General features: G+C 66.7%; 18 protein-coding genes and 1 pseudogene. 9 read left to right on the top strand and 10 right to left on the bottom strand.

Going from position 1 to position 21,729, the window contains the following annotated elements:
* Window positions 1-62: 62 nt before the first annotated feature.
* The 3 genes from L0C21_RS10275 to L0C21_RS10265 are packed head-to-tail and all read right to left on the bottom strand — an operon-like array spanning window position 63 to window position 3,800.
* Entirely contained in the window at window positions 63-797 is a 735-nt protein-coding gene (locus tag L0C21_RS10275; protein WP_259278260.1) for an RNA methyltransferase, read from the bottom strand.
* Between the two features lie 16 nt (window positions 798-813).
* Entirely contained in the window at window positions 814-2,148 is a 1,335-nt protein-coding gene (gene gltX / locus L0C21_RS10270; RefSeq protein ID WP_259278259.1) for a glutamate--tRNA ligase, read from the bottom strand.
* Entirely contained in the window at window positions 2,145-3,800 is a 1,656-nt protein-coding gene (locus tag L0C21_RS10265) for an NAD+ synthase (protein ID WP_259278258.1), read from the bottom strand. Before L0C21_RS10265 ends, gltX begins: the two co-directional genes overlap by 4 nt.
* Before the next feature lie 184 nt (window positions 3,801-3,984).
* Here L0C21_RS10265 and plsY point away from each other — a divergent pair, with 184 nt between their 5' ends.
* From plsY to L0C21_RS10235, 6 genes are all read left to right on the top strand, one after another.
* Window positions 3,985-4,593, top strand: coding sequence for a glycerol-3-phosphate 1-O-acyltransferase PlsY (gene plsY, locus L0C21_RS10260; RefSeq protein WP_259278257.1), 609 nt, complete (start codon window positions 3,985-3,987; stop codon window positions 4,591-4,593).
* Between the two features lie 174 nt (window positions 4,594-4,767).
* The gene (locus L0C21_RS10255; RefSeq protein WP_259278256.1) at window positions 4,768-5,967 is read left to right on the top strand and encodes a DNA-processing protein DprA; all 1,200 of its coding nucleotides are present in this window, start codon (window positions 4,768-4,770) and stop codon (window positions 5,965-5,967) included.
* 77 nt (window positions 5,968-6,044) lie between these two features.
* Window positions 6,045-8,720, top strand: coding sequence for a type I DNA topoisomerase (gene topA / locus L0C21_RS10250; protein ID WP_259278255.1), 2,676 nt, complete (start codon window positions 6,045-6,047; stop codon window positions 8,718-8,720).
* Window positions 8,717-10,978, top strand: a complete 2,262-nt coding sequence (gene rnr, locus L0C21_RS10245; RefSeq protein ID WP_374940232.1) for a ribonuclease R — start codon at window positions 8,717-8,719, stop codon at window positions 10,976-10,978. Before topA ends, rnr begins: the two co-directional genes overlap by 4 nt.
* Window positions 10,979-11,054: 76 nt before the next feature.
* Window positions 11,055-11,984: a glycosyltransferase family 2 protein gene (locus L0C21_RS10240; RefSeq protein ID WP_259278253.1), complete on the top strand. Its 930-nt coding sequence runs from the start codon at window positions 11,055-11,057 to the stop codon at window positions 11,982-11,984.
* Window positions 11,981-12,391, top strand: a complete 411-nt coding sequence (locus L0C21_RS10235; RefSeq protein WP_259278252.1) for a GtrA family protein — start codon at window positions 11,981-11,983, stop codon at window positions 12,389-12,391. Before L0C21_RS10240 ends, L0C21_RS10235 begins: the two co-directional genes overlap by 4 nt.
* A gap of 318 nt (window positions 12,392-12,709) precedes the next feature.
* Here L0C21_RS10235 and L0C21_RS10230 read toward each other — a convergent pair whose 3' ends face one another.
* A complete protein-coding gene (locus tag L0C21_RS10230; RefSeq protein WP_259278251.1) occupies window positions 12,710-12,916 on the bottom strand; it encodes a hypothetical protein in 207 nt (68 codons plus the stop codon).
* Between the two features lie 182 nt (window positions 12,917-13,098).
* On the opposite strand from L0C21_RS10230, the gene L0C21_RS10225 reads away from it, so the two are divergent.
* A complete protein-coding gene (locus L0C21_RS10225; RefSeq protein ID WP_259278250.1) occupies window positions 13,099-14,064 on the top strand; it encodes a hypothetical protein in 966 nt (321 codons plus the stop codon).
* On the opposite strand, the gene L0C21_RS10220 is transcribed toward L0C21_RS10225, so the two are convergent.
* Window positions 14,000-14,365 carry a hypothetical protein gene (locus L0C21_RS10220; protein ID WP_259278249.1) on the bottom strand — a complete coding sequence of 122 codons (366 nt, stop codon included), beginning with the start codon at window positions 14,363-14,365 and terminating at the stop codon, window positions 14,000-14,002. The genes L0C21_RS10225 and L0C21_RS10220 overlap by 65 nt on opposite strands.
* Window positions 14,366-14,555: 190 nt before the next feature.
* Here L0C21_RS10220 and rpmG point away from each other — a divergent pair, with 190 nt between their 5' ends.
* Together rpmG and L0C21_RS10210 are read left to right on the top strand one after the other, a co-directional pair.
* Window positions 14,556-14,723: a 50S ribosomal protein L33 gene (rpmG, locus tag L0C21_RS10215; RefSeq protein WP_259278248.1), complete on the top strand. Its 168-nt coding sequence runs from the start codon at window positions 14,556-14,558 to the stop codon at window positions 14,721-14,723.
* 146 nt (window positions 14,724-14,869) lie between these two features.
* A complete protein-coding gene (locus L0C21_RS10210; protein ID WP_259278247.1) occupies window positions 14,870-15,658 on the top strand; it encodes a TSUP family transporter in 789 nt (262 codons plus the stop codon).
* Window positions 15,659-16,049: 391 nt separating this feature from the next.
* On the opposite strand, the gene L0C21_RS10205 is transcribed toward L0C21_RS10210, so the two are convergent.
* From L0C21_RS10205 to L0C21_RS10185, 5 genes and pseudogenes are all read right to left on the bottom strand, one after another.
* Window positions 16,050-17,783: a prolyl oligopeptidase family serine peptidase gene (locus L0C21_RS10205; protein WP_259278246.1), complete on the bottom strand. Its 1,734-nt coding sequence runs from the start codon at window positions 17,781-17,783 to the stop codon at window positions 16,050-16,052.
* A gap of 76 nt (window positions 17,784-17,859) precedes the next feature.
* A pseudogene (locus L0C21_RS10200) lies at window positions 17,860-18,180 on the bottom strand (prolyl oligopeptidase family serine peptidase); the annotation flags it as partial.
* A 97-nt stretch (window positions 18,181-18,277) separates the two neighbouring features.
* The gene (gene moaB, locus L0C21_RS10195) at window positions 18,278-18,805 is read right to left on the bottom strand and encodes a molybdenum cofactor biosynthesis protein B (RefSeq protein ID WP_259278245.1); all 528 of its coding nucleotides are present in this window, start codon (window positions 18,803-18,805) and stop codon (window positions 18,278-18,280) included.
* A gap of 10 nt (window positions 18,806-18,815) precedes the next feature.
* Entirely contained in the window at window positions 18,816-20,717 is a 1,902-nt protein-coding gene (locus L0C21_RS10190; RefSeq protein WP_259278244.1) for a lytic transglycosylase domain-containing protein, read from the bottom strand.
* A complete protein-coding gene (locus L0C21_RS10185) occupies window positions 20,717-21,346 on the bottom strand; it encodes a uracil-DNA glycosylase (RefSeq protein ID WP_259278243.1) in 630 nt (209 codons plus the stop codon). The genes L0C21_RS10190 and L0C21_RS10185 overlap by 1 nt, the downstream gene beginning before the upstream one ends.
* Window positions 21,347-21,729: the final 383 nt, after the last annotated feature.

The following is a 21,729-nucleotide window of genomic DNA, read 5'->3' as shown; positions in this document are numbered from 1 at the left end:
GAACGAGAACAATCCGTTCCAATTTTTTGCCTAATTCGGAGTGGAGTCGTCTTTATTCCGAATCAGGACTGGCGATTTCGCTCGCCCGAGAGACAGCGGATCACCCCGCGCAGGGTGCGGACTTCCTGACCGGTGAAGCCCGGCCGCTCGAAAATATTCCGCAGCGTGCGCTTCATGCTCTCCGTCCGGTGGTCCGGGTGGAAGTAGCCGCGCGGTTTCAAAAGCTCGTTCAGGTGGCTGATGAGGCCATCCAGCGCCTCGCGGGTGGCGGGGCCTTCATAGTCGCCCTCCAGCCGCACCGGGGGCGTCTTGTCCTGCTGCTTGTGCCACTCGTAGGCGATGACGATGACCGCCTGCGCCAGATTGAGCGAGCCGAACTCCGGGTTGGTGGGAATGGAGATGAGCACGTCCCCCATCGCCACTTCCTCGGTCGTCAGCCCCGTGCGCTCCGGCCCGAACACGATGGCCGCGCGCCCGCCTTGGCTGGCGAGCAGGTTCATCTGCTCGATCGCGCCCGCCGGGGTGGTGGTCTCCTTAATCATGCGCCGCAGCGTCATGGCGGTGGCGTAGACCCGGTTGCAGTCCGCCACCGCCGCCTCCAGGCTGTCGTATAGTTCCGCCTTGTCGAGCACGATGTCCGCGCCGGAGGCGGCGGGCCCGGCGGCCGGATTGGGCCAGCCGTCGCGCGGCTCAACGAGCCGCAGGTCGCAGAGGCCGAAATTCCACATGGCGCGCGCGACCATGCCGATGTTCTCGCCCAGCTGCGGGCGCACGAGCACAATAACAGGTTGGTTCATTGGATGACTGACAGACTCACTGAGGAACGCAGAGGCGTTCAAGGGCGGCCTCGCGGCCGATGCGGACGAGAAGGGGGCCCATTTCCGGGCCATGGGCTTCGCCGGTTAACGCCAGGCGCAGCGGCAGGAACAGCTCCTTGCCCTTGCGCCCGGTGCGCTCCTTCAGAACGCCGGTCCAGCGCTTCCAGATGTCATCGGCCCAGGGCAGGGCATCCAACACCGCCCGGGCGGTTTCGATGAACGCCACATCCTCGATCACCGGCGCGATCGGCCCGGTGACGATCTTCCACACCGCGGCAATCTCATCCAGCCGGTTGACGTTGCCGCGCAGCAGCAGCCAGTCCTCCGCCGTCATGCCTTCGGGCAGGCGGTCCTGAACGTCCGCGAAATCAAGGTGATGGAGAATTTTGGTGTTGAGAGTGGTGAGGTCCGCCTCATCGAACAGGGCGTTGGCCTTGTTGAAGCGGGACCAGTCGAATGTCTCGACCAGCGCCTGCCGGTCCGTCACCGGCTCGATGGGAAGCGACGTCCCGAGGCGGGCCAGGTACGCAATCAAGGCCAGCGGTTCGACGCCCAGCGCCTTGTAGTGCTCAACGCCTGCCGAGCCCAGCCGCTTGGAGAGCTCCCCGCTCTTCGTGGACAGCAGGGCGAGGTGGGCGAAGGCCGGGGGTTTTGCGCCCAGCGCCTCGAACATCTGGAGTTGCACGGCAGAGTTGGTGAGGTGGTCTTGGCCCCTCACCACGTGGGTGATGCCCATGTCCACGTCATCGATGACGGAGGGCAGCATATAAAGCCACGAGCCGTCCTCCCGTCGCACCACCGGGTCGGAGAGCGAGGCCGGATCCATGCTCACATGCCCCTGCACCAGATCGTCAAAGGCGATGCGGCTGTCCGTCTCCAGCTTGAAGCGCCAGTGCGGGCGGCGGCCCTCGGCCTCCAGCTTGGCGCGCTCGTCGTCCGTCAGTTTGAGGCCTGCGCGGTCATAAACCGGAGGTAGGCCACGGGAGAGCTGGATCTTGCGGCGGATATCCAGTTCCTCGGCTGTCTCATAGCAGGGGTAAACTCTGCCAGCCGTCTTCAGCCGCTCGAACGCCGCCTCGTAAGCGGCGGTCCGCTGGGACTGGCGCTCCTCGCCGTCCACGCGGATGCCGAGCCAGGCAAGGTCGCGGCGGATGCCGTCCACATACTCCTCGCGGCTTCGGGCCTGATCGGTGTCGTCCAGCCGCAGGAGGAAGCGGCCGCCGGTTTTCTCGGCGAACAGGGCGTTGATGATCGCCGTCCGCAAGTTGCCGACGTGCAGGAAGCCGGTGGGGGACGGCGCGAAGCGAACAACGGTCGGGTTTTCAGTCATCGTGCAGTCCGGAAGGCGTTGGTGATGGGATAGCGGCGGTCGCGCCCGAAGTTGCGCGGCGTGATCTTAACGCCCGGTGGGGCCTGGCGTCGTTTATATTCTGCAACATACAGCAGCCGCTCGACGCGGGCGACCGTCGCCGGGTCGTACCCGCGCGCGGCGATGGCGTCGACCGAAAGCTCCTCCTCCACCAGCCCGGTCAAGATGGCATCGAGCACCGGGTAGGGCGGCAGGCTGTCCTCGTCCTTCTGGTTTTCGCGCAGCTCGGCGGTCGGCGGCTTGGTGATGATTCGCTCCGGAATCACCTCGCCCTCCGGCCCCAGCGCTTCGATCGGCAGATTGGCGTTCCGCCACCGGCACAGGTCGAACACCATGGTCTTGTAGACATCCTTCAGCACCGAATAGCCGCCGCACATGTCGCCATAGAGGGTGGCGTAGCCGGTCGACATTTCCGACTTGTTGCCGGTCGTCAGCACCATGTGGCCGAACTTGTTGGAGAGCGCCATCAGCGTCACGCCGCGAATGCGGGACTGGATGTTCTCCTCCGTAATGTCGCGCCCGCGCCCCTCGAACAGCGGGGCCAGCATCCCGTCGAACGCCTCGACTGCCGGCTCGATGGGCACGGTGTCGAGCCTGACGCCCAGCCGGCGGGCGCAGTCCGCCGCATCATCGAGGCTCTCCTGCGAGGTGAAGCGCGAGGGCATCATCACGCACCACACGTTCTCGGGTCCCAGTGCATCGACCGCGACGGCGGCCGACAGGGCGCTGTCGATGCCGCCCGACATGCCGATCACCACGCCGGGGAAGCGGTTGCGGGTGACGTAATCCTTGAGGCCCAGAAGCATCGCCCGGTAGACGTTTTCCAGGTCCTCGCAGGGGCGGACGATCTCGTTCTTCAGGCATTGCCAGCCGGTATCGGTCCGCACCCAGTCGGTGACCATCAGGTGCTCCTGCCACTCCGGCAGGCGGGCGGCTAGCGAGCAATCCGCGTTCAGGATGAAGCTGCCGCCATCGAACACCAGCTCGTCCTGCCCGCCCATGCGGTTGAGATAGATGAAGGGCAGGCCGGTTTCCGTCACACGGGCGACCGTGGTCTGGAGCCGCTTGTCGTCCTTGCCCAGCTCGAACGGCGACCCGTTGGGGCTGACGATGATCTCAGCGCCCGTCTCGGCCAGGCACTCGCATACGTCTGCCGACCAGATATCCTCGCAGATGGGAATGCCGAGCCGCACCCCCTTGAACGGAACAGGGCCGGGCAGCGGCGCGCTGGCGAACACGCGCTTCTCGTCGAACACGCCGTAGTTGGGCAGGGTGTGCTTGCGGGTGATGGCGGCGATGCGCCCGTTCTCCAGCAGCGCTGCGGCGTTGTAGAGCTTGCCGTCCTCCACCCAGCAGGTGCCCACCAGCATGGCGGGGCCGCCTTCATCGGTGGCGGCGGCCAGCCGTTCCAGCCCAGCCTTCGCCGCCTGTTGGAAGGCGGGCTTCAGCACCAGATCCTCCGGCGGGTAGCCGATCAGGGACAGCTCGGGAAAGACGATAAGGTCAGCGTCGCGCACCCGGTGTCGGGCGTCGAGCATGGCGTTGATGTTGCCGTCGATGTCGCCCGTGATCTGGTTGATCTGGGCCAGGGCAATACGCAAGGTATCAGTCATGGCTGCCTTTTAGGTGTGGCGTTGCGTGCGGGCAAGGCGCTGGTGTGGCGTGCGGCCGTGCGCGGCGAATATTGCCACGGATCGCAAAATGTTCTGAACGCATATAGGCTTTTGACGGGTTCATGCACCCGGAGTAGGGTCGCGCCCGATTTTGGGTTTTCGTCAGCGTGGGAGCGACTGGAGCATGCTCGGCAATCCGTGGGTGTGGGCCTTCATTGGCTATGTTCTGGGCTCGATTCCCTTCGGTCTCCTGCTCACCAAGGCCGCCGGGCTGGGCGACATCCGCGCCATCGGCTCTGGCAATATCGGCGCGACCAACGTTCTGCGTACCGGCAACAAGGTGCTTGCCGCAGCCACCCTGCTGCTGGATGGCGGCAAGGGCGCAGCCGCCGTGCTGCTGGCGGGCATGTACTCGGCCGATGCCGCCATCCTCGCCGGGGCGGGCGCGTTCATCGGCCACCTTTACCCGGTGTGGCTGAAGTTCAAGGGCGGCAAGGGCGTCGCCACCTACATCGGCACGATGCTGGCCCTGTCGTTGTGGCCCGCCTTGGGCTTCGGCGTGGCGTGGCTCGGCACGGCCTTCATCACCCGCTATTCCTCGCTTGCCGCGCTGGTCGCCGTGATCGTCGCGCCCATCGTCGCCTACGTCGCCGACCGGCTGGATGTGGCGGCGCTCGGCGTCGGCATGGCGGCGCTCGTCTTCCTCAAGCACGAGGACAACATCCGTCGCCTGATGCGGGGCGAGGAGTCGAAGATCGGCAAGAAGTCCGCTCCGGCCGCCGACGCGGAATAGGCTGCTTGATCGGGCGGCGCCCGTTATCACCCGCATGGCCCGATAAATGAAATGGGGACGCGGGAGCTTCATTTTCAAGCGCTTAGCGGATCATATTCGACTATAAACTCCGGCATCTACGACCCTAGCGAACCTTGACCGTTCGGCAATCCGCGCGGGACACTTGGCGCTGTCATGGAGATGCCCGTCACACCGCAGAACTTTTCCACCCTCAGCGCGGCGGAGCAGGTCGCCCGTCTGCGCCTGATTCGCTCGGAGAACGTGGGGCCCATCAGCTTTCGCCACCTGTTGGCCCGTTACGGCACGGGCGTGGCGGCGCTCGAGGCGCTGCCCGAGTTGGCCCGGCGTGGCGGCGGGCGCGGAATCCGCATGTGCAGCCGGGCGGCGGCTGAGGGAGAGATGGAGGCCATCCGCGCCGCCGGGGCCGAACTGCTGTTTCTGGGGCAACCGGGCTATCCCTCGCTTCTTGCCCATATCGAGGATGCGCCGCCGGTTCTGGCCGTGAAGGGGTGTCTCGCGCTGGCGGAGGGCCCGAGCGTCGCCATCGTTGGCGCGCGCAACGCTTCGGCCGCCGGGCTGATGCTGGCGCAGCGGCTGGCGCACGATCTGGCGGGGGAGGGGCTGGTCATCGTCTCGGGGCTGGCGCGCGGCATCGATACGGCGGCGCACAAGGGCGCGCTTGCGGGCCAAGCCCGCGGGGGCGCGCTTGCGGGCGCGCACGCCAATGCCCGCAACGAGGGCGGCACCATCGCGGCGGTGGCCGGGGGGCTCAACGTCGTCTACCCGCCGGAGAACGAGCGGCTGCAGCAAGCCATTGGCGAGAAGGGGCTTCTGGTCGCCGAGCAGCCGTGGGGCGCGGTGCCGCAGGCCCGCCACTTCCCCCGGCGCAACCGCATCATTTCCGGCCTGTCGCTGGGTCTGGTGGTGGTGGAGGCGACGGAGAAGTCCGGCTCGCTCATCTCCGCCCGGCTGGCGGGAGAGCAGGGGCGGCTGCTGATGGCGGTGCCGGGCTCGCCGCTGGAGCCGCGCGCCCACGGCCCGAACGGGTTGATCCGCGAGGGCGCGACCCTGGTGCAGTCCTGCGCCGATGTGCTGGAGGCGCTGGAGCCGCTGATGCGGCGCGGGCTGGCGATGTCGGAGTCTTCCTATACGCCGCCGCCACTGGTGCATCATGAGGTGGACGATGAGGCCCGCCGGCAGGTGGCGGAGCTGCTCAGCCCTGCTCCGGTGGCGGTTGATGCGCTCATCCGGACGACGGGTCTGCCGTCTGCCGTGGTTGCCGTGGTGCTGCTGGAAATGGAGCTTGGCGGGCGGATCGTTCGCCATCCGGGACACCGGGTTTCGCTCACCCCATCCGACTATGGGATGTTTTGAGACCGGGTTCGGCTTGCGATGCATTATATAACTGCGGTATGCGTCCCGCCCCGTGAAACCGGAAAGGACGGGCCGCCGTGGATGTTGTGATCGTCGAGTCGCCGGCCAAGGCCAAGACTATCAACAAGTATTTAGGGTCGAACTACAAGGTTCTGGCCTCCTATGGCCATGTGCGCGACCTGCCTGCGAAGGACGGCTCAGTGAAGCCGGCCGAGGACTTCTCCATGCTGTGGGAGGTCTCCGGCGACAAGCAGAAGCAGCTCAAGGCCATTGCCGATGAGGTGAAGAACGCGGATCGCGTGATCCTCGCCACCGACCCTGATCGTGAGGGCGAGGCCATTTCCTGGCACTTGCTCGAAGTGCTGAAGGCCAAGCGTGCCCTGCCCAAGGGCGGCGTGCAGCGCGTGACCTTCAACGAGATCACCAAGTCGGCGGTCACGCAGGCCATGGCCAATCCGCGCGATCTGGACCGGGAGCTGATCGACGCCTACCTCGCCCGCCGCGCGCTCGACTATCTGGTGGGCTTTACGCTCTCGCCGGTGCTGTGGAGGAAGCTCCCCGGCGCTCGCTCGGCCGGGCGCGTGCAATCGGTGGCGCTGCGCCTCATCTGCGACCGGGAAGTCGAGATCGAGCGATTCGTCGCCCGGGAGTACTGGACCGTCGATGGCCTGTTCGCGACTCAGGCGGGTGATTCGTTCTCGGCCCGGCTGGTGCTGCTGGACGGCCAGAAGCTGGACAAGTTCAGCATCACGACCGCCGAGGGCGCGGAAGTGGCCCGCCGTGCGGTCGAGTCAGGGCGGTTCCGCATTGCCTCGGTCGAGCAGAAGCCGGTCAGCCGCAACCCCTATCCGCCGTTCATCACCTCGACGCTGCAGCAGGAAGCGGCCCGCAAGCTGGGCTTCTCCGCGACCCAGACCATGCGTGTCGCCCAGCAGCTGTATGAAGGCATTTCGATCGGCGGCGAGACCACCGGTCTTATCACCTACATGCGTACCGATGGCGTGACGCTGAGCCAGGAGGCGATCTCCGGCGCGCGCGCCGTCATCGCGGAGGACTTCGGCCAGCAGTATCTGCCGCCGTCGCCCCGCGCCTACCAGACTAAGGCCAAGAACGCGCAGGAAGCCCACGAGGCGATCCGCCCGACCGACCTGCACCGTCGCCCCGATCAGGTGTCGCGTTACCTCTCGGCCGAACAGGCCAAGCTCTATGAGCTGATCTGGAAGCGCACCATCGCCTGCCAGATGGCCAGCGCCCGTATGGAGCGCACCACGGCCGAGCTGCTTTCCGAGGATGACCGCACCGGTCTGCGCGCCACCGGCCAGGTGGTGCAGTTCCCCGGCTTCCTCGCGGTCTACGAGGAAGGGCGGGACGAAACCGCCTCCACCAGCGGGGAGGACGACGACAACCGCCGCCTGCCCAAGCTCACCGTCGGCGAGCACCCGCTGCTCAAGGACGTGAAGACCGAGCAGCACTTCACCACGCCGCCGCCGCGCTATTCGGAAGCCTCGCTGGTGAAGAAGCTGGAGGAACTGGGCATCGGCCGCCCGTCCACCTACGCCAGCATCCTCCAGACGCTGCGGGACCGCGCCTATGTGAAGATGGAGCGCAACCGCTTCATGCCGGAGGACAAGGGGCGGCTGCTGACCGCCTTCCTCGAGAAGTTCTTCGAGCGCTATGTGGAATATGACTTCACGGCGGACCTCGAAGGCCAGCTTGACCAGATTTCCTCCGGTCAGATCGACTGGAAGGACGTGCTGCGCGCCTTCTGGGCGGACTTCGAGCCGAAAACCAAGGAAATCCTCGAGCTCAAGCCCAGCGACGTCATCAAGACGCTGGATGAGTTCCTGGAGCCTTACCTGTTCGGCAGCACGGCCGACGACAAGGGGGGCGAGCGCGATCCGCGCGAATGCCCGGTGTGCCATGCGGGCCGCCTGTCGCTGAAGGCGGGCAAGTTCGGCGCGTTCGTCGGCTGCTCCAACTACCCCGAATGCCGCTACACCCGGCCGTTCGGCTCGGAGGAAGCAACGGCGGGGCAGGCGGATGAAGGCCCCAAGGTGCTGGGTCTGGACCCGGCGACCGGGCAGCCGGTCACGCTGCGCTCGGGCCGGTTCGGCCCCTATGTGCAGCTGGGCGAGGAAGGGGAGGACAAGGCCAAGCCGCCGCGCGCTTCCATCCCGAAGGACGTGCCGGTCGATACGCTCACCCTCGTCCAGGCGCTGGCGCTGCTTTCGCTGCCGCGCACGGTTGGCACGCACCCGGAGACAGGCAAGCCGATTCTGGCCAGCATCGGCCGGTTCGGGCCCTATTTGCTGCACGACAGCAAGTACGCTCGCCTCAAGAGCACCGAGGAGGTGCTCACCATGGGCATGAACCAGGCGGTGGCAACACTGGCTGACGCGGCCAATCGCGGGGGGCGCGGGGAACGCAAGGCCGCCGCAGCGCTTAAGGAACTGGGAGAGCATCCCGAGTCTGGTGCGGCGGTTAAGGTTATGGACGGACGTTACGGCCCCTATGTGACGGACGGCAAGGTAAACGCCACCCTGCCCAAGGGCCTGTCGCCCGATGATTTGTCGCTGGACAAGGCGGTGGAGCTGCTGGCGGCCAAGGCCGCCAAGGGCCCAGCGAAGAAGCCGGCTCGCAAGGCGGCTGCGCCCAAGAAGGCGACGGCGACGAAGAAGGCTGCTGCTCCCAAGAAGGCTGCAACCGCAGCGAAGGGGACGGCGAAGAAAACGCCGTCCAAGGCCAAGGCGTGACGCGATTGAACAAACGGCAGACAGCCGGGTTGCCGACCCGGGAAGAGATTGTTGCCTTTATCAAGGATAGCCCGGTTGCCGTCGGCAAGCGGGAGATCGCCCGCGCCTTCGGTCTTTCGGGCGCGGAGAAGATCGGCCTCAAGGCAATCCTCAAGGACCTTGAAGTCGAGGGCGAGATCGAACGGGCGGCGGGCCGCACCTTCCACGTGGGCGGCCAGCTGCCCAAGGTGGCGGCCATCAAGATCACCAAGGTCACGGCGGACGGCGACATCTTCGGCGAGCCCGAAGTGTGGGAGCACCCCGGCAGGCCGCCGACCGTCAAGATCATGGAGCGGGGCCGCCGGGCGAACCTCGGCGTTGGCGATCGCTGCGTCGCCCGCATCGAGACGCGCGGCGACGGGCGCTTCCGCGGCCATATGCTCAAGCGGCTGGAGCGCAAGGTCGAGAACGTGCTCGGCGTCGTCCGCAAGGCCGGGCGCGAGTGGCGGCTGGAAGTGGCGGACAAGCGCCTGCGCGCCGAGTTCATCATCCCGCCCGACATGCTGAACGAGGCGGAGAACGGCGAGCTGGTGCTGGCCGAGCCCATGGGCCGGGGCCGCCCGCTGGGCCTGCAACCGGTCAAGGTGATCGAGCGGCTGGGCGACCCGTTCGCGCCCAAGTCGTTCTCCCTCATCGCCATTCACCAGAAGGGCATCCCGACCGAGTTCTCCGACGCCGCGCTGGCGCAGGCGGAAGCCTCGTCCCGCCAACCGCTGGGTGCGCGGGAGGACCTGCGGCACATCCCGTTCCTCGTCATCGACCCCGTTGATGCGCGGGACCACGACGATGCCATCTGGGCCGAGCCGGATGACGACCCCAAGAACAAGGACGGCTGGCAGCTGGGCGTCGCCATCGCGGACGTGAGTTACTTCGTCCAGCCCGGCTCCGCGCTCGATCATGACGCGCGGGAGCGGGGCAACTCGGTCTACTTCCCCGATCGCGTCGTGCCCATGCTGCCGCATTCGCTGTCGAGCGATGCCTGCTCGCTGACGTCGGACGCCGACAAGGCAGCGCTCGTCTGCCTGATGACGGTGAGCGCGACCGGGCAGATCAAGAGCTGGCGCTTCACCCGCGCGCTCATTCGCTGCGCGGCCAACCTCGCCTACGAGCAGGCCCAGGCCGCCATCGACGGCCATGCGGACGAGCACACGGCCCCGCACACGAAGGGGCTGTGGAACCTGTGGGGAGGCTGGGGCGCGCTGAAGGCGGCGCGGGATATCCGCGAGCCGCTGGACCTCGACCTGCCCGAAAAGCGTGTGATCCTCGACGAGCGGGGGCGCATCGTCGAGATCCGGGTGCGCGAGCGCTTCGACGCCCACCGGGTGATCGAGGACTACATGATTGCGGCCAACGTCGCCGCCGCCAAGGAGCTGGAAGGCCACCACGCCTCGGGCGTGACCGGCGTCTACCGCATCCACGAGCCGCCGACGCAGGAAAAACTGGTCTCGCTGAAGGACTACCTTGAAACGCTCGAGGTCAATCTGGCGCTCGGCCAAGTGGTGCGCCCGGCGGTGTTCAACCGCATTCTGGAAGTCACCAAGGAAGAGCCGTTCGCCGAGCAGATCGCCGAGCAGGTCCTTCGCACCCAGACGCAGGCCTATTACGGCACGGAGAGCGTGGGCCACTTCGGCCTCTCGCTGCAATCCTACGCCCACTTCACCTCGCCCATCCGCCGCTATGCGGACCTGATGGTCCATCGCGGGCTGGTCAGGGCGCTGGGGCTGGGTGAGGGCGGCCTCACCGACGAGCAGGTGAAGCACCTGGCCTCGACCGCCGAGCACATCTCCATGACCGAGCGGCGGGCGATGGAGGCGGAGCGGGATACGGTCGATCGCTACATCGCGGCGTACTTGTCTGAGCGCATCGGTGAGGTGTTCCCCGGCCGGGTGACGGGCGTTGCCAAGTTCGGCCTGTTCGTCACCATCGAGGGGCTGGGGGGCGATGGCCTCATTCCTATCAGCACGCTGGGCGACGAGCGATTCCACTTCGACGAGGCCAGCCGTCGGCTTGAGGGCGGCTGGTCCGGCGCCAGCTTCTTCCTTGGCCAGAAAATGCCGATCCGGCTGGTGGAGGCCAACCCGGTGACCGGCGGCATGCGCTTCGAGCTGGTGGAGATGCCGGAAGGCGAGGCAGGGGCCGGGCCATCCCGCGCACGCCCAAGGTCGCCCGGCGGCAAGGCGCGGCGCGTTGGCGGCGGACGGGTTCGCCGGCGCGTTTAACCGCACCGTTTCGACCGTAGACGGAGTTGAGCCTGAAACGGCGCCGTGCCAAAGAGGGCGCCGGAAGGAGATTTTCGTGAAACACGACAGCGTGCTGGAAAGCGTTGAGGCGGAGGGCGGCGCACAGGATGCCGTTATCTATTCCGTGCTCATTCCCTGCTATAACGAGCAGGGCGCGATCCGCAGCACGATCGAGGCCGTGGTGGCCGCATGCGAAACCGCGCTTCCCGCCGGCAGCTTTGAGGTCCTGGTGATCGACGACGGCTCGACGGACGCCTCGGCCGCCGTCATCGACATGGCGGCGGAGCAGGACCCGCGCGTGCGGCTGATCCGCCACCGCAAGAACAAGGGATATGGCGCGGCGCTCAAGACCGGCCTCGGCGAGGCGCGCGGGGCGTGGGTCGCCATTACGGATGCGGACGGCACCTATCCGAACCAGCGCATGGGCGAGCTGTTTTCCCTGCCGGATGCGGACATGGTGGTGGGCGCGCGCATTGGCGACGGCGTGGTTTATTCCAAGGTTCGCGCTATTCCGAAGATTTTCCTGCGCCGCTTCGCCCAGTGGATCACCGGCACGCACATCCCCGATATCAACTCAGGGTTTCGCGCCTTCCGCGCCGACGTGGCGAAGCGCTACCTGCACCTTTATCCGGATGGTTTCAGTTTCACCACCACCATCACCATTTCCATGCTGATGGACGGGCGGGAGGTGGTCTACGAGCCGATCTCCTATACGCCGCGCATCGGCAAGTCGAAGATCAAGCCGATCCGCGACACGCTGCGGTTCGTCAGCACCATCGCCCGCACCGGCATGTTCTTCGCGCCGCTGAAGGTGCTGAAGCCCTTCATGCTGACCTTCTGGGCGGCGTTCGTCGTGAGCGGCATCTACGACACCTTCTGGCTGCACGACCTCACCGACAAGACGACGACCAGCTTGCTTCTGGCGCTCAACATCACGGTGCTCGGCCTGCTCGCTGACCTCATCGACCGGCGCACGAAGATATGAGCATCCGGGCGCTGGTCGAGAAGCACTTCCGGTCGTTCCGCCTCTACATGGCAACGGGGGTCATTTCCTATGGCCTCAACCTGACGCTGATGTTCACCCTACTGAACGGGGCGCACCTGAATCCCAAGCTCGCCTTCGCCATTACGCTCGCGTGCCTGATCGTGTTCAATTTCTTCGTCGGCCGCCACATCATCTTCAATTCGACCGAGCGCGGCGCGGGCGCGCAGTTTCTGCGCTTCGTTGGGACCAGCGGCACGGCGCGGCTGATCGAATGGGGGCTTTTCTCAATCCTTCTGGACCTGACCGGGCTGCACCCCATGTTTGTGAACGTCGGCGTGCTCGGCAGCTCCTTCTGCGTGAAATACTTTGTTTATCGGCGACTCGTCTTTGCAAAAGCCGCGGCCTGAGGCCGTAGGCACTCCCCAGGCGCAGGGCTGGCTCTGGCTGCCGCTGGCGGCAGCCAGCGTACTCGGCCTCGTCTGGCTGATCCTTGCCTTCGCCGAGCCCTTCTCGGTGCAGGACGACGTGCGCCAGCACGTGGCCTGGCTGGAGGCGCTGCGTGACCCGACCCTGTTCCGGGGCGATTTCGTTGCCGGATACTTCATCAACAGCAACACGCCGGTGTTCAAGGCGCTCTACGCCGTTCCCGCCCTCCTCGGCATTTCGCCGCTGCTGATGGCCAAGCTCTACCCGGTCGTCATCACGTTGCTCACCGCCTGGCTCGCCTACCGTTTCATTCTGACGACCGGTATCGGCGCTTTGGCCGCGGCGCTGGGGGCGCTGCTGTTCGTGCAGGGCATCTGGGCGAGCGACGATATCGCCAGCGCCACGGCGCGGGCCTTTTCGTGGCCGATGCTGCTGGCGGTGCTGGTCGCCTGGCGGGAGAAACGCCCCATGCTGGGCGCGCTGCTGGGCTTTACGCTGTCGCTCACCTATCCCACGGCGGCGGTGTTCGCGGGCGGCTTCATCGGGCTGGCGCATCTGGCGGACCTGCGCGGCGGGCGCAAAAGCTGGGCCGCGCTGAGAAGGCTGTGGATCGGCCCAGCCATCGTTGTTGCGGGCCTGTTCGTCGGCGCGCTGGCGGCGCTGGTCATGGGGGGCGGGCGAGGGCATCGTGAGCGCGGACGAGGCGCGGGGCATGGCCGAGTTTCAGGACGGCGGGCGCACGGCCTATTTCGTCGCCAATCCCGTCACGTTCTGGCTGCTGGCCAAGCGCTCCGGCGCGGTGCCGGAGCCGGTGCTGCGCGATATTCTCCTCATCATTGCCGCCCTTCTGGCGTTGCTGCGCTGGCGGCAGCTGCCGGAGCCGCTGCGGCGGCTGTGCCTTGCCTCGGCGCTGGCGGGGGTCATCCTGTGGGCGGCGGCTCATGTCGTGCTGTTCAAGCTGTACCTGCCGGGGCGCTATTCGCTCATCGGGCTGCGCGTGGCGCTGGGCCTTCTGGCGGGGGCGGGCCTTGCCGCATGGATGCCGAAACTGGGCCGAGGCGGGCGGAGCGTGGTTTTCGCCGCGCTTATCGGCCTGCCGCTGCTGGCGCTGCTGGTGCCGCCGCGCGCGCTCGGCCTTATCGGCGTGGCCGAGGCCCCGGCCGTAGTGGAGGCGGTGCGTGCCGCTCCCAAGAATACGCTCGTGGCGGGCTTTGCTCCCGACCTCGACAATATTCCCGCCCTTGCCCAGCGCCGGGTGCTGACCGCCCGGGAATACCACCTGCCCTATGGCCGGGAGTATGTACGGGAGATGAGGGAACGCCTGGGCGATACGGCATCTGCCGTGTTCGCGGGCGGGCCGGAAGGGGTGCGCCGGCTGGTGTCGCGCTATGGCATCACCCATCTGCTCATCGACCGGCGGGAGGTCACGCCCACAGGCGCGCGGCAAAGCTGGTGGTGGCCGATCCTCGCGCAGGAAAAGCGCCTGCCCGATTGCGGGGAGGAGGCGTGCCGCGTCTGGGCTTTGACGCAGCGGCGCTGCGTGGTGGCGGAAGAGGCGGGGGAGGTGTTGCTGTCGGCCGCGTGCCTGCTCAGGCCACCTGGGGCAGGCGTGCCTCGGCAAGACGCCGGTGGACCCCGGCCAGCAGCAGGGTGAGCACCGCGCCGGCCTCGCGCCCGCACGGTTCCAGCGCCAGGCTGCGGGTCAGGTAGGTGAGAAAGACGGGCAGGCACTCCTCCGGGTGGAGGACGCGCAGGTTTTCTTCAAGCGCTTGCGCCAGCCCCGCGACGATGGCAAAGCCGGCATGGTCCGCATCCTCGCGGAGCTGCCGTATCTGCTGGTCCAGATCGGCATGGTCCCAATGTGGGTGCTGCTCGGCGAGGGCGTACAAGCGATCCCTGATCGCCGCACGAAGGCCCGCTCGGACTCTGGCCTGGTCTTCCTCGTGCATAGGCATGCCTTCCCCCTTCCGGCAACCTTTTCATAATATATCTTAATGATTGATTGATTGCAGTGGAAGCCACCTGAATGGTTGATGAATGTTCGGCGGCCTTGACTTGCCTGCGCGCATGGGGCATAGGCGGCCACCTGTTTTGCAGGGCTGAGCGTGGCGCGCGCTGAGCCCCTGAGTCCTGAGGAACGATGCCATGGCGAAGCCGACGACGATCAAGATCAAGCTGGTGAGCACCGCCGACACCGGCTATTTCTATGTGACCAAGAAGAATCCGCGCACGCAGACCGAGAAGCTGACGTTCCGCAAGTACGACCCGGTCGTGCGTAAGCACGTGGATTTCAAGGAAGCCAAGATTAAGTAAGATGGCTTTCTGAGCGGATTTCGAAGCGCGGTGGGGAAACCTGCCGCGTTTTGTTTTTGCGGGCAGCGCCTTGGCCGCTGCTCGTGGGGGCAGCGTGCGGGACGGCGGCAAAGGCCAATGCCCGCTGTAGTGTCGAGGGGCGGCTCGTGGTTCTCGCGCCGGAAGTCATTGCGTTGCTGTGTGCGGCAGCGTTCGGGGCTGGGTTTATTGATGCCATCGCGGGCGGCGGGGGGCTGATTACGATTCCGGCGCTGATGGCGGCTGGGCTCGATCCCGTCACTGCCATTGCCACCAACAAGGCCCAGGCCTGCGTGGGCGCATCGTCCGCCACCTGGAGCTACTGGCGCGCCGGCAAGGTCGATTTCCGCACTATCAGGCTCTCCATCCTCACCACTCTCATCGGCGCGGCGCTGGGCGCGGTGGCGGTGATGCACGTCAACACCCGCTGGCTGATGGTGCTGCTGCCCATCCTCATGGTGGCCATCGCCTTCTATTTCCTCTTCGGTCCCAAGGCGTCGGATGAGGAATCGCAGGCCCGGCTCACGCCCTTTGCCTATTCGTTCGTGGCGGGGGCCATCGGCTTCTACGATGGCTTCTTCGGACCCGGAACAGGCTCCTTCTTCGCGCTCAGCCTCGTCACGCTGGTGGGCATGGGGCTCACCCGCGCCACCGCTCACACCAAGGCGCTCAATCTCACCAGCAACATCGTCTCGGTCGTGGTGCTGGGAGTGAGCGGCCATATCCTCTGGGCGCTGGGCGCCTGCATGGCGGTGGGCCAGTTCTTCGGCGGGCGGCTTGGCGCACGCTCGGCCATGCGCTTCGGCCCCCGGCTCATCCGCCCGCTGCTCGTCATCATCTGCCTCGCCATGGTGGTCAAGCTGCTCTCCGACCCTGCCAATCCGCTGCGCGAGATGGTGATGGGCTGGATTGGCTGATAAAAAAGAGAGGCATGGGGCGCCGCCCCCCTTTCGATCCCCCATTTGTTTGTCGGGCCGCGCCCTTCATTCGCCCAAAACGCGAAATCAACGCCAAGGCGGTTTAAAGCCCCATAGAGAGGTTTTTACCTATTTCGGCTAGGGTGGTAGCGGACGGGTTCGTTTTGGCGCTGTAAGGGGCCTTCACGGGCCTTTACGGGGCATTCCAATGTGGAGTCTCACCCCGTTCTGCCGTGCGGCGGAAAAAATGGCCCTGGCAACCCGACCAGGCGCATCCCTATTCGAAATCGGGGTGCGGGGGGGTGACCACCCGCAAGAAACACTTCCTCAAACCAAAACGGCCGGGCGTGGTGCCCGGCCGTCTCGTGTCTGCTGCAGAACCGGCGCGCCCTTAGCGGGCCGCGCCGACGGCGGTGTTGCCTATGCGCGGCGCGGCGACCGGGGTTTCCGCTTTCAGCTGGCTGTTCATGTAAACCAGCATCAGGGCGGAGCGGTAGGCGGTCTCCTTCAGGTTGGCGACGCCCGCGTGGCCGCCTTGCGTGTTCTCGTAGTAGAAGTAGGGATAGCCCAGCTCTTCCAGCTTCGCCGCCATCTTGCGGGCATGGCCCGGGTGGACGCGGTCGTCCTTGGTGGAGGTGTAGTAGAAAATCTGCGGATAGGGCTGGCCCGCCTTCAGGTTCTGGTAGGGCGAGTATTTGCTGATGAAGGCCCAGTCGGCGGGGTTGTCCGGGTCGCCATACTCGGCCATCCAGGAAGCGCCGGCCAGCAGCTTGTGGTAGCGCTTCATGTCCGCCAGCGGCACGCCGGAGATGATGGCGCCGAACAGGTCCGGCCGCTGCGTGAGGGCGACGCTGGTGAGCAGGCCGCCGTTGGAGCGGCCATAGAGGCCGAACTGGCGGGTGGTGGTGATGCCGCGGCGGAGCAGGTCCTCGGACACGGCGAACAGGTCCTCATAGGCGCGCTGGCGGTTCTCCCGCAGGGCCGCCTGGTGCCAGGTGGGGCCGTATTCGCCGCCGCCGCGCAGGTTGGCGACCACGTAGGCGCCGCCTTCCTCAAGCCAGAACTGATATTCCGGCACCACGTAGGTCGGCACCAGCGGGATCTCGAAGCCGCCGTAGGCGAACATCCAGGTGGGCAGCGGGCCCTTGGCGTCCTTCGGCTTCACCACGGTATAGGGCACGCGGGTGCCGTCCTTGGAGGTAGCGAACAGCTGCTCGACCGTGAACCGGCTGGGGTCGAACCGAGCGGGCAGGGCATAGGCCACCTTCATCGGGCCGTCGCCGGCGGCGACCAGCTCGGACGGGGTGGTATAGCCCTCGCGCTGGAACAGGATGAGATCGGACTTGGAGCCGGCGCTGACCAGCTTGATCGCCATGTCCTTGCCGGCCTCCATGTCGGTGGCGGCCCATGCGCCATCCTTCGGCCTCAGCGCCAGCAGGCGGCTCCGCACGTTGTCGAGAACGTTGACGTAGAGAGCGTCCTTGGCCCCCTTGATCTCGCTGATCGCCTGGCCTTCCTTGGGCGCGAACACCTGCTCCACCTGCACGGGCTTGCCGTCCAGCAGCGCGTCGATGTCATAGGCGACGAGCGAGCCCTGGGCGTAGGTGACGCCATTGTGGGTCCAGTTGTTCCGCAGCAGCGCGATGGCCTTGCTGCCGAAGACCTGGCGGAAGTCGGCGTCGATCGGCAGCGGCGAGCGCACCAGGCTGCCGTCCTTCTTCATATGGTACAGCTCGGCGGTGAAGAAATCGACGCCGCGCATGATGATGGGGTAGGTGCCCTTCTCGTTGATGGTGACGTCGGGCGCGGCCCACACGTCTTCCACCTTGCCCTCGTAGACGGTGCGGGCGCTTGCCAGCGGCGTGCCGCGTTTCCACAGCTTCAGGATGCGCGGATAGCCCGAGTTGGTGAGGCTGCCCTGGCCGTAGTCCGTGCCGACGATGAGGGTGTCGCGGTCCAGCCAGTCAATCCGCATCTTCGCCTCGGGCAGGCGGAAGCCGTCCGCCACGAACTGGCCGGTCGAGGTGTCGAACTCGCGAACCTCGACCGCGTCCTTGCCGCCGTTGGAGATGGCGACCAGGCAGCGGACATAGTCCGGCTTCAGACAGCCTGCGGTCCTCCACACCCAGTTCTTGCCCTCGGTCTTGGCAAGCTGGTCGACGTCGATCAGGGGTTTTCCACTCCGGATTGCCGGAGAGATAGGACTTGAGGGTGGCCTTGCGCCAGATGCCACGGACGTGGGTGTCATCCTGCCAGAAATTGACCACATGATCGCCCTGGATCTCGGGCGTCGGAATGCGGCGCTTGTCGTTGAGGATCGCCTCGGCGCGGGCGCGGTATTCCGCGAACTTTGGCTGGGATTCCAGAATCTTGAGCGACTGGGCGTTGTGGGCGTTCACCCACTCCAGCGCCTTCTGGCCCTCGACTTCCTCCAGCCAGAGATAGGGGTCTGCGGCATCGGCCTGCGGCGTGGCGGCCGGAGCGGCGGGCGCTTGCGCCGCCGCTGGCGCGGCCAGCAGCATCATTGCGATCGTGCTGAGATATTTCATCCTTTGGCCCTTTATATGTCAGCGCCCGTCCGGATGTTCCTCCCCGCGGCGGGGCGCATTCATTGCTTCCTTAACGTTCAGCCAAGCGAGGCATGAGTTCCACAAAGTTGCAAGGTTTGTGACGGCTGTCCAACTGATCTTTGAGGATCTTATCCCACCCGTCCTTCACCGCGCCCGTGGAGCCGGGCAGGGCGAACAGGTAGGTGCCGCGCGCCACGCCCGCTGTCGCGCGCGATTGAATGGTGGAGGTGCCGATGCTCTGGAAGCTGAGCCAGCGGAACAGCTCGCCAAAGCCGGGGATTTCCTTCTCCCACACGCGCTGGAAGGCCTCGGGCGTCACGTCCCGCCCGGTCACGCCCGTGCCGCCGGTGGTGATGACGGCGTCCACCTGCGGATCGTCGATCCAAGCCTCCAGCTGGCCGCTAATCGTCTCCACGTCGTCCTTCACGATCTTGCGGTCCGCCACCCGGTGCCCGGCGGCTTGGATACGGTCAACGAGCGTCTGGCCCGAGCGGTCGTCCGCCAGCGTGCGGGTGTCGGAGACCGTCAGAACCGCGATGTTGATGGGCTGAAACGGCAGGGAGTCGTCAATCGGCATGGGGGTCGTCTCATTCCGAGGGCGAGGGAGTAAGGGAGGCCACCTCCGGCAGCGCTTCCTCGCCGGCAGGATTGCCCGGCTGCGCCTCGGCGTCAATGTTCGCAGAGGCGATAACCGGGGCCTCCTCGGGCTCCTCGCTCGGCGGCTGTTGCAGGGATTTGGGGAACTTGGGCCAGCGGCCGTTCGCCAACGCGTCGAGGCTGTCGGTCGGCATGTTGAAGCGCAGCTGGTAGAGCCAGTAGTTCTGCAGCACCCGCCGCACATAGCCCCGCGTCTGGGCGTAGGGAATGGATTCAAGGTAGAGCAGGGGGTCGGTCTCGTAGCGGGCGTAGGAGGTCCACCGATTCACCGCCGTCGGGCCGGCGTTGTAGCTGGCGATCACCTTGGGCAGCAGCCCTTCGTTCGACGGCCAGTCGCGCAGGTGCTCGAGGTAGATCTGCCCCGCCTCCAGGTTGAACACCGGGTCGCTGAGCGAGCCCTTGACCCCGTCCAGTATGCCCTGCTTGCGAAGAGCCCGCACCGTGCTGGGCATCAGCTGCATGACCCCGCGCGCTCCGGCGCGGGAGACGGCATCGGTCTGGAACTTGGATTCCTGAAGAGCGAGGGCAAAGACCAAGGCCTTGTCCACGCGCCAGCCGCCGTGAGGCACCCAGTCGGGCGCGGGAAAGCGGATGGACATGGGCGGCGTCTGCCCCTCCGGCGGGCGCAGGCTCAGCCACTTCTGGGTGGAAGGCAAGCTGAGCGCCGAGGCCAGCCGCACCAGCGCATCGTAGTTGGCGTGGTCGGTCTGCCCCCACAGGTGCTTCAGTTCCCGGTCGGCCCGGCCCAGTTCGCCGATGCGGACGAGCGCCACGGCCCGGCGCACGGCGGGAATGTTCTTGATCTGGTTCCAGTCCGCCTGGATGAAGCTGGGCGGCCCCCAGTTGAACGGCGGCTCCAGCCCGAGCGTTCGCGTTGCCAGGAGGCCATAGAGGCTCTCGGGCACCTGCGCCGCCTCTTTCAGCAGCGGGCTGATCCGCTCGGGTCGGCCGCAGGCCATGTGGGCTCTCGCCTCCCAGAAGCGGGCGGCGGCGATCTCCGGCCCGGTGAGGCCGGGCTTGGCGGCCATGCCCGCAAAGTGCGTGGTCGCCCGCTCGCAATCGCCCTGCCGCCAGGCGGCCAGGCCCGCCGCCCAGTGGGCGCGGCCCGCATCGGGCGTATCGGGCGCGCTTGCCAGGGTGCCGACCCGCAGCGCGCCCGCGTCATCGCCCTCGATGTAGTAGCGCCAGGCGATCTGGCGTCCCCACAGGGCGAGCGTATGGGGCGCAAGGCTGTTGCGCTGGATTTCGGCGTTCAGCAGGCGCTCGGCTTCCCTGAGACGCATATTGACGACGAGCGGGCGCAGGCGCTTGGCCAGCCGACGCGCTGCCACGGTTTGCAGCGGCGTCATCTGCGGCGCGGTCCAGTTCCGCGTGATCGGCTCGGGCGGCTCCGCCACCGACTGGACGGGCAGGCGCGGCAGCACGGCCCCGGTGGGCTTGATCTCCTCAATACGCTCAAGGACACGGCGGGCCAGCGGGTGGCGGACATTGGCCTCCAGCCACCGCTTCATCTCTGAGTAGGAAGGGCTGCGTTCGGCCAGCAGGGCCTCGGCGGTGATGTGGCTGCGGAGCAGGGGCGACTTGGCCTTTGCCGCCAGCTGTCGCGCCCTGGCGATGCGGCCGGCGTCGATGGCATCGAACGCCTGGCGGTAGAGTTGGCGATCCTGCTTGCCGAGAATGCTGGGGATGCTGTCGGGAATATTCTCGGCCGCCCCAGTGCTGCGGGCCTGCGCGGCTGTGGGAGCGCCGAGCGCGCCAGCTGCCGCGAACAGGCAGACAGCCGCCCGCAACGTCGCCCGCCGGGCGGCGGCGCGAATCTTTTGTCTTTGCATCACTGCGCGGACTCGACCCTGGCCTTGAACGCCAGCAGATCTTCCCAGGACAGGCGCTTCTGGGCGGGCTGGCGCAAGAGATAGGCGGGGTGGAAGGAGGCGAGCGTCGGCACCGTGACGGTGCCGTAAGCGACGTCCTTCCACTGACCGCGCAGGCGGGTGATGCCGGTGTCCGTATCGAACAGCGACTTGGCGGAGGTGCCGCCCATCGCCAGAATGGCCTTGGGGCGAACCAGCTCGACGTGGCGGCGCACGAACGGCTGGCAGAGGGCGATTTCCTGCGGCGTCGGCGTGCGGTTGCCGGGCGGCCGCCAGAAGAAGACGTTGGTGATGTAGGCGTGGTCGCGGTCGAGGCCAATGGCGGCGAGCATCTGGTCCAAGAGGCGGCCGGCCGCGCCGACGAAGGGCTTGCCCTGCCGGTCCTCCTCCGCGCCGGGGGCCTCGCCGATAATCATGACGCCCGAGTCGGGGTTGCCATCGAAGATGACCGTGCGGTTGGCGGTGGCCTTGACCGGCGAGCCCTCGAACCCCTCGATGGCGGCGATCAGCTCGTCGAGCGTCTTTGCGCCCTCGGCGAGGCGCGCGGCCTCGGCAGCGGCTTCCGATACGCTGATGGATGCAGGGGCCATGGATGTTCGGGCCTCCGTCCGCTGCGGCAGGATCTGCCGTGGCCAGTCCTCCCTCCGGGAAGAAGGCTCCGCTGGGGGGGGCGGCCGTAGGCGGCAGGGTCTCCGTCGTTACGCGCGGCGTATGGATCGGTTCCAGCGCCGGCTCCCGAACCGGTGTCTGCACCAGCCACGAGGCCGGGTTGTCGCTCACCAGCGACGTGCATCCCGCCTCCAGCAGCCAGTCCAGGGCTGCGGCAGCTAGCCGCCCCTCCTCCGTCACGCCTTCCATCATGGGGACATGTGAGAGAGCAAAGGACCTCTGGTCAACCGCTTTTCTGCCCCGTATGTGTTCGTATCAAGAACGGGGATAATGATTGGAAACCCTCTTTCAGGGGAGAGGACAC

This window comes from Pedomonas mirosovicensis (assembly GCF_022569295.1).
In the GTDB taxonomy this organism is placed as follows: domain Bacteria; phylum Pseudomonadota; class Alphaproteobacteria; order Sphingomonadales; family Sphingomonadaceae; genus Pedomonas; species Pedomonas mirosovicensis.
The sequence above is the reverse complement of the archived record's forward strand: the minus strand, read 5'-3'. Positions and strand labels throughout refer to the sequence as shown.

Bases quoted from the DNA above. Each gene is read 5' to 3' on its own strand.
- L0C21_RS10265 (WP_259278258.1), bottom strand. From the start codon at position 3,800: ATGACTGATACCTTGCGTATTGCCCTGGCCCAGATCAACCAGATCACG.
- L0C21_RS10275 (WP_259278260.1), bottom strand. From the start codon at position 797: ATGAACCAACCTGTTATTGTGCTCGTGCGCCCGCAGCTGGGCGAGAAC.
- moaB (WP_259278245.1), bottom strand. From the start codon at position 18,805: ATGCCGATTGACGACTCCCTGCCGTTTCAGCCCATCAACATCGCGGTT.
- L0C21_RS10220 (WP_259278249.1), bottom strand. From the start codon at position 14,365: ATGCCTATGCACGAGGAAGACCAGGCCAGAGTCCGAGCGGGCCTTCGT.
- rpmG (WP_259278248.1), top strand. From the start codon at position 14,556: ATGGCGAAGCCGACGACGATCAAGATCAAGCTGGTGAGCACCGCCGAC.
- L0C21_RS10235 (WP_259278252.1), top strand. From the start codon at position 11,981: ATGAGCATCCGGGCGCTGGTCGAGAAGCACTTCCGGTCGTTCCGCCTC.
- L0C21_RS10190 (WP_259278244.1), bottom strand. From the start codon at position 20,717: ATGCAAAGACAAAAGATTCGCGCCGCCGCCCGGCGGGCGACGTTGCGG.
- gltX (WP_259278259.1), bottom strand. From the start codon at position 2,148: ATGACTGAAAACCCGACCGTTGTTCGCTTCGCGCCGTCCCCCACCGGC.
- L0C21_RS10185 (WP_259278243.1), bottom strand. From the start codon at position 21,346: ATGGCCCCTGCATCCATCAGCGTATCGGAAGCCGCTGCCGAGGCCGCG.
- L0C21_RS10255 (WP_259278256.1), top strand. From the start codon at position 4,768: ATGGAGATGCCCGTCACACCGCAGAACTTTTCCACCCTCAGCGCGGCG.
- plsY (WP_259278257.1), top strand. From the start codon at position 3,985: ATGCTCGGCAATCCGTGGGTGTGGGCCTTCATTGGCTATGTTCTGGGC.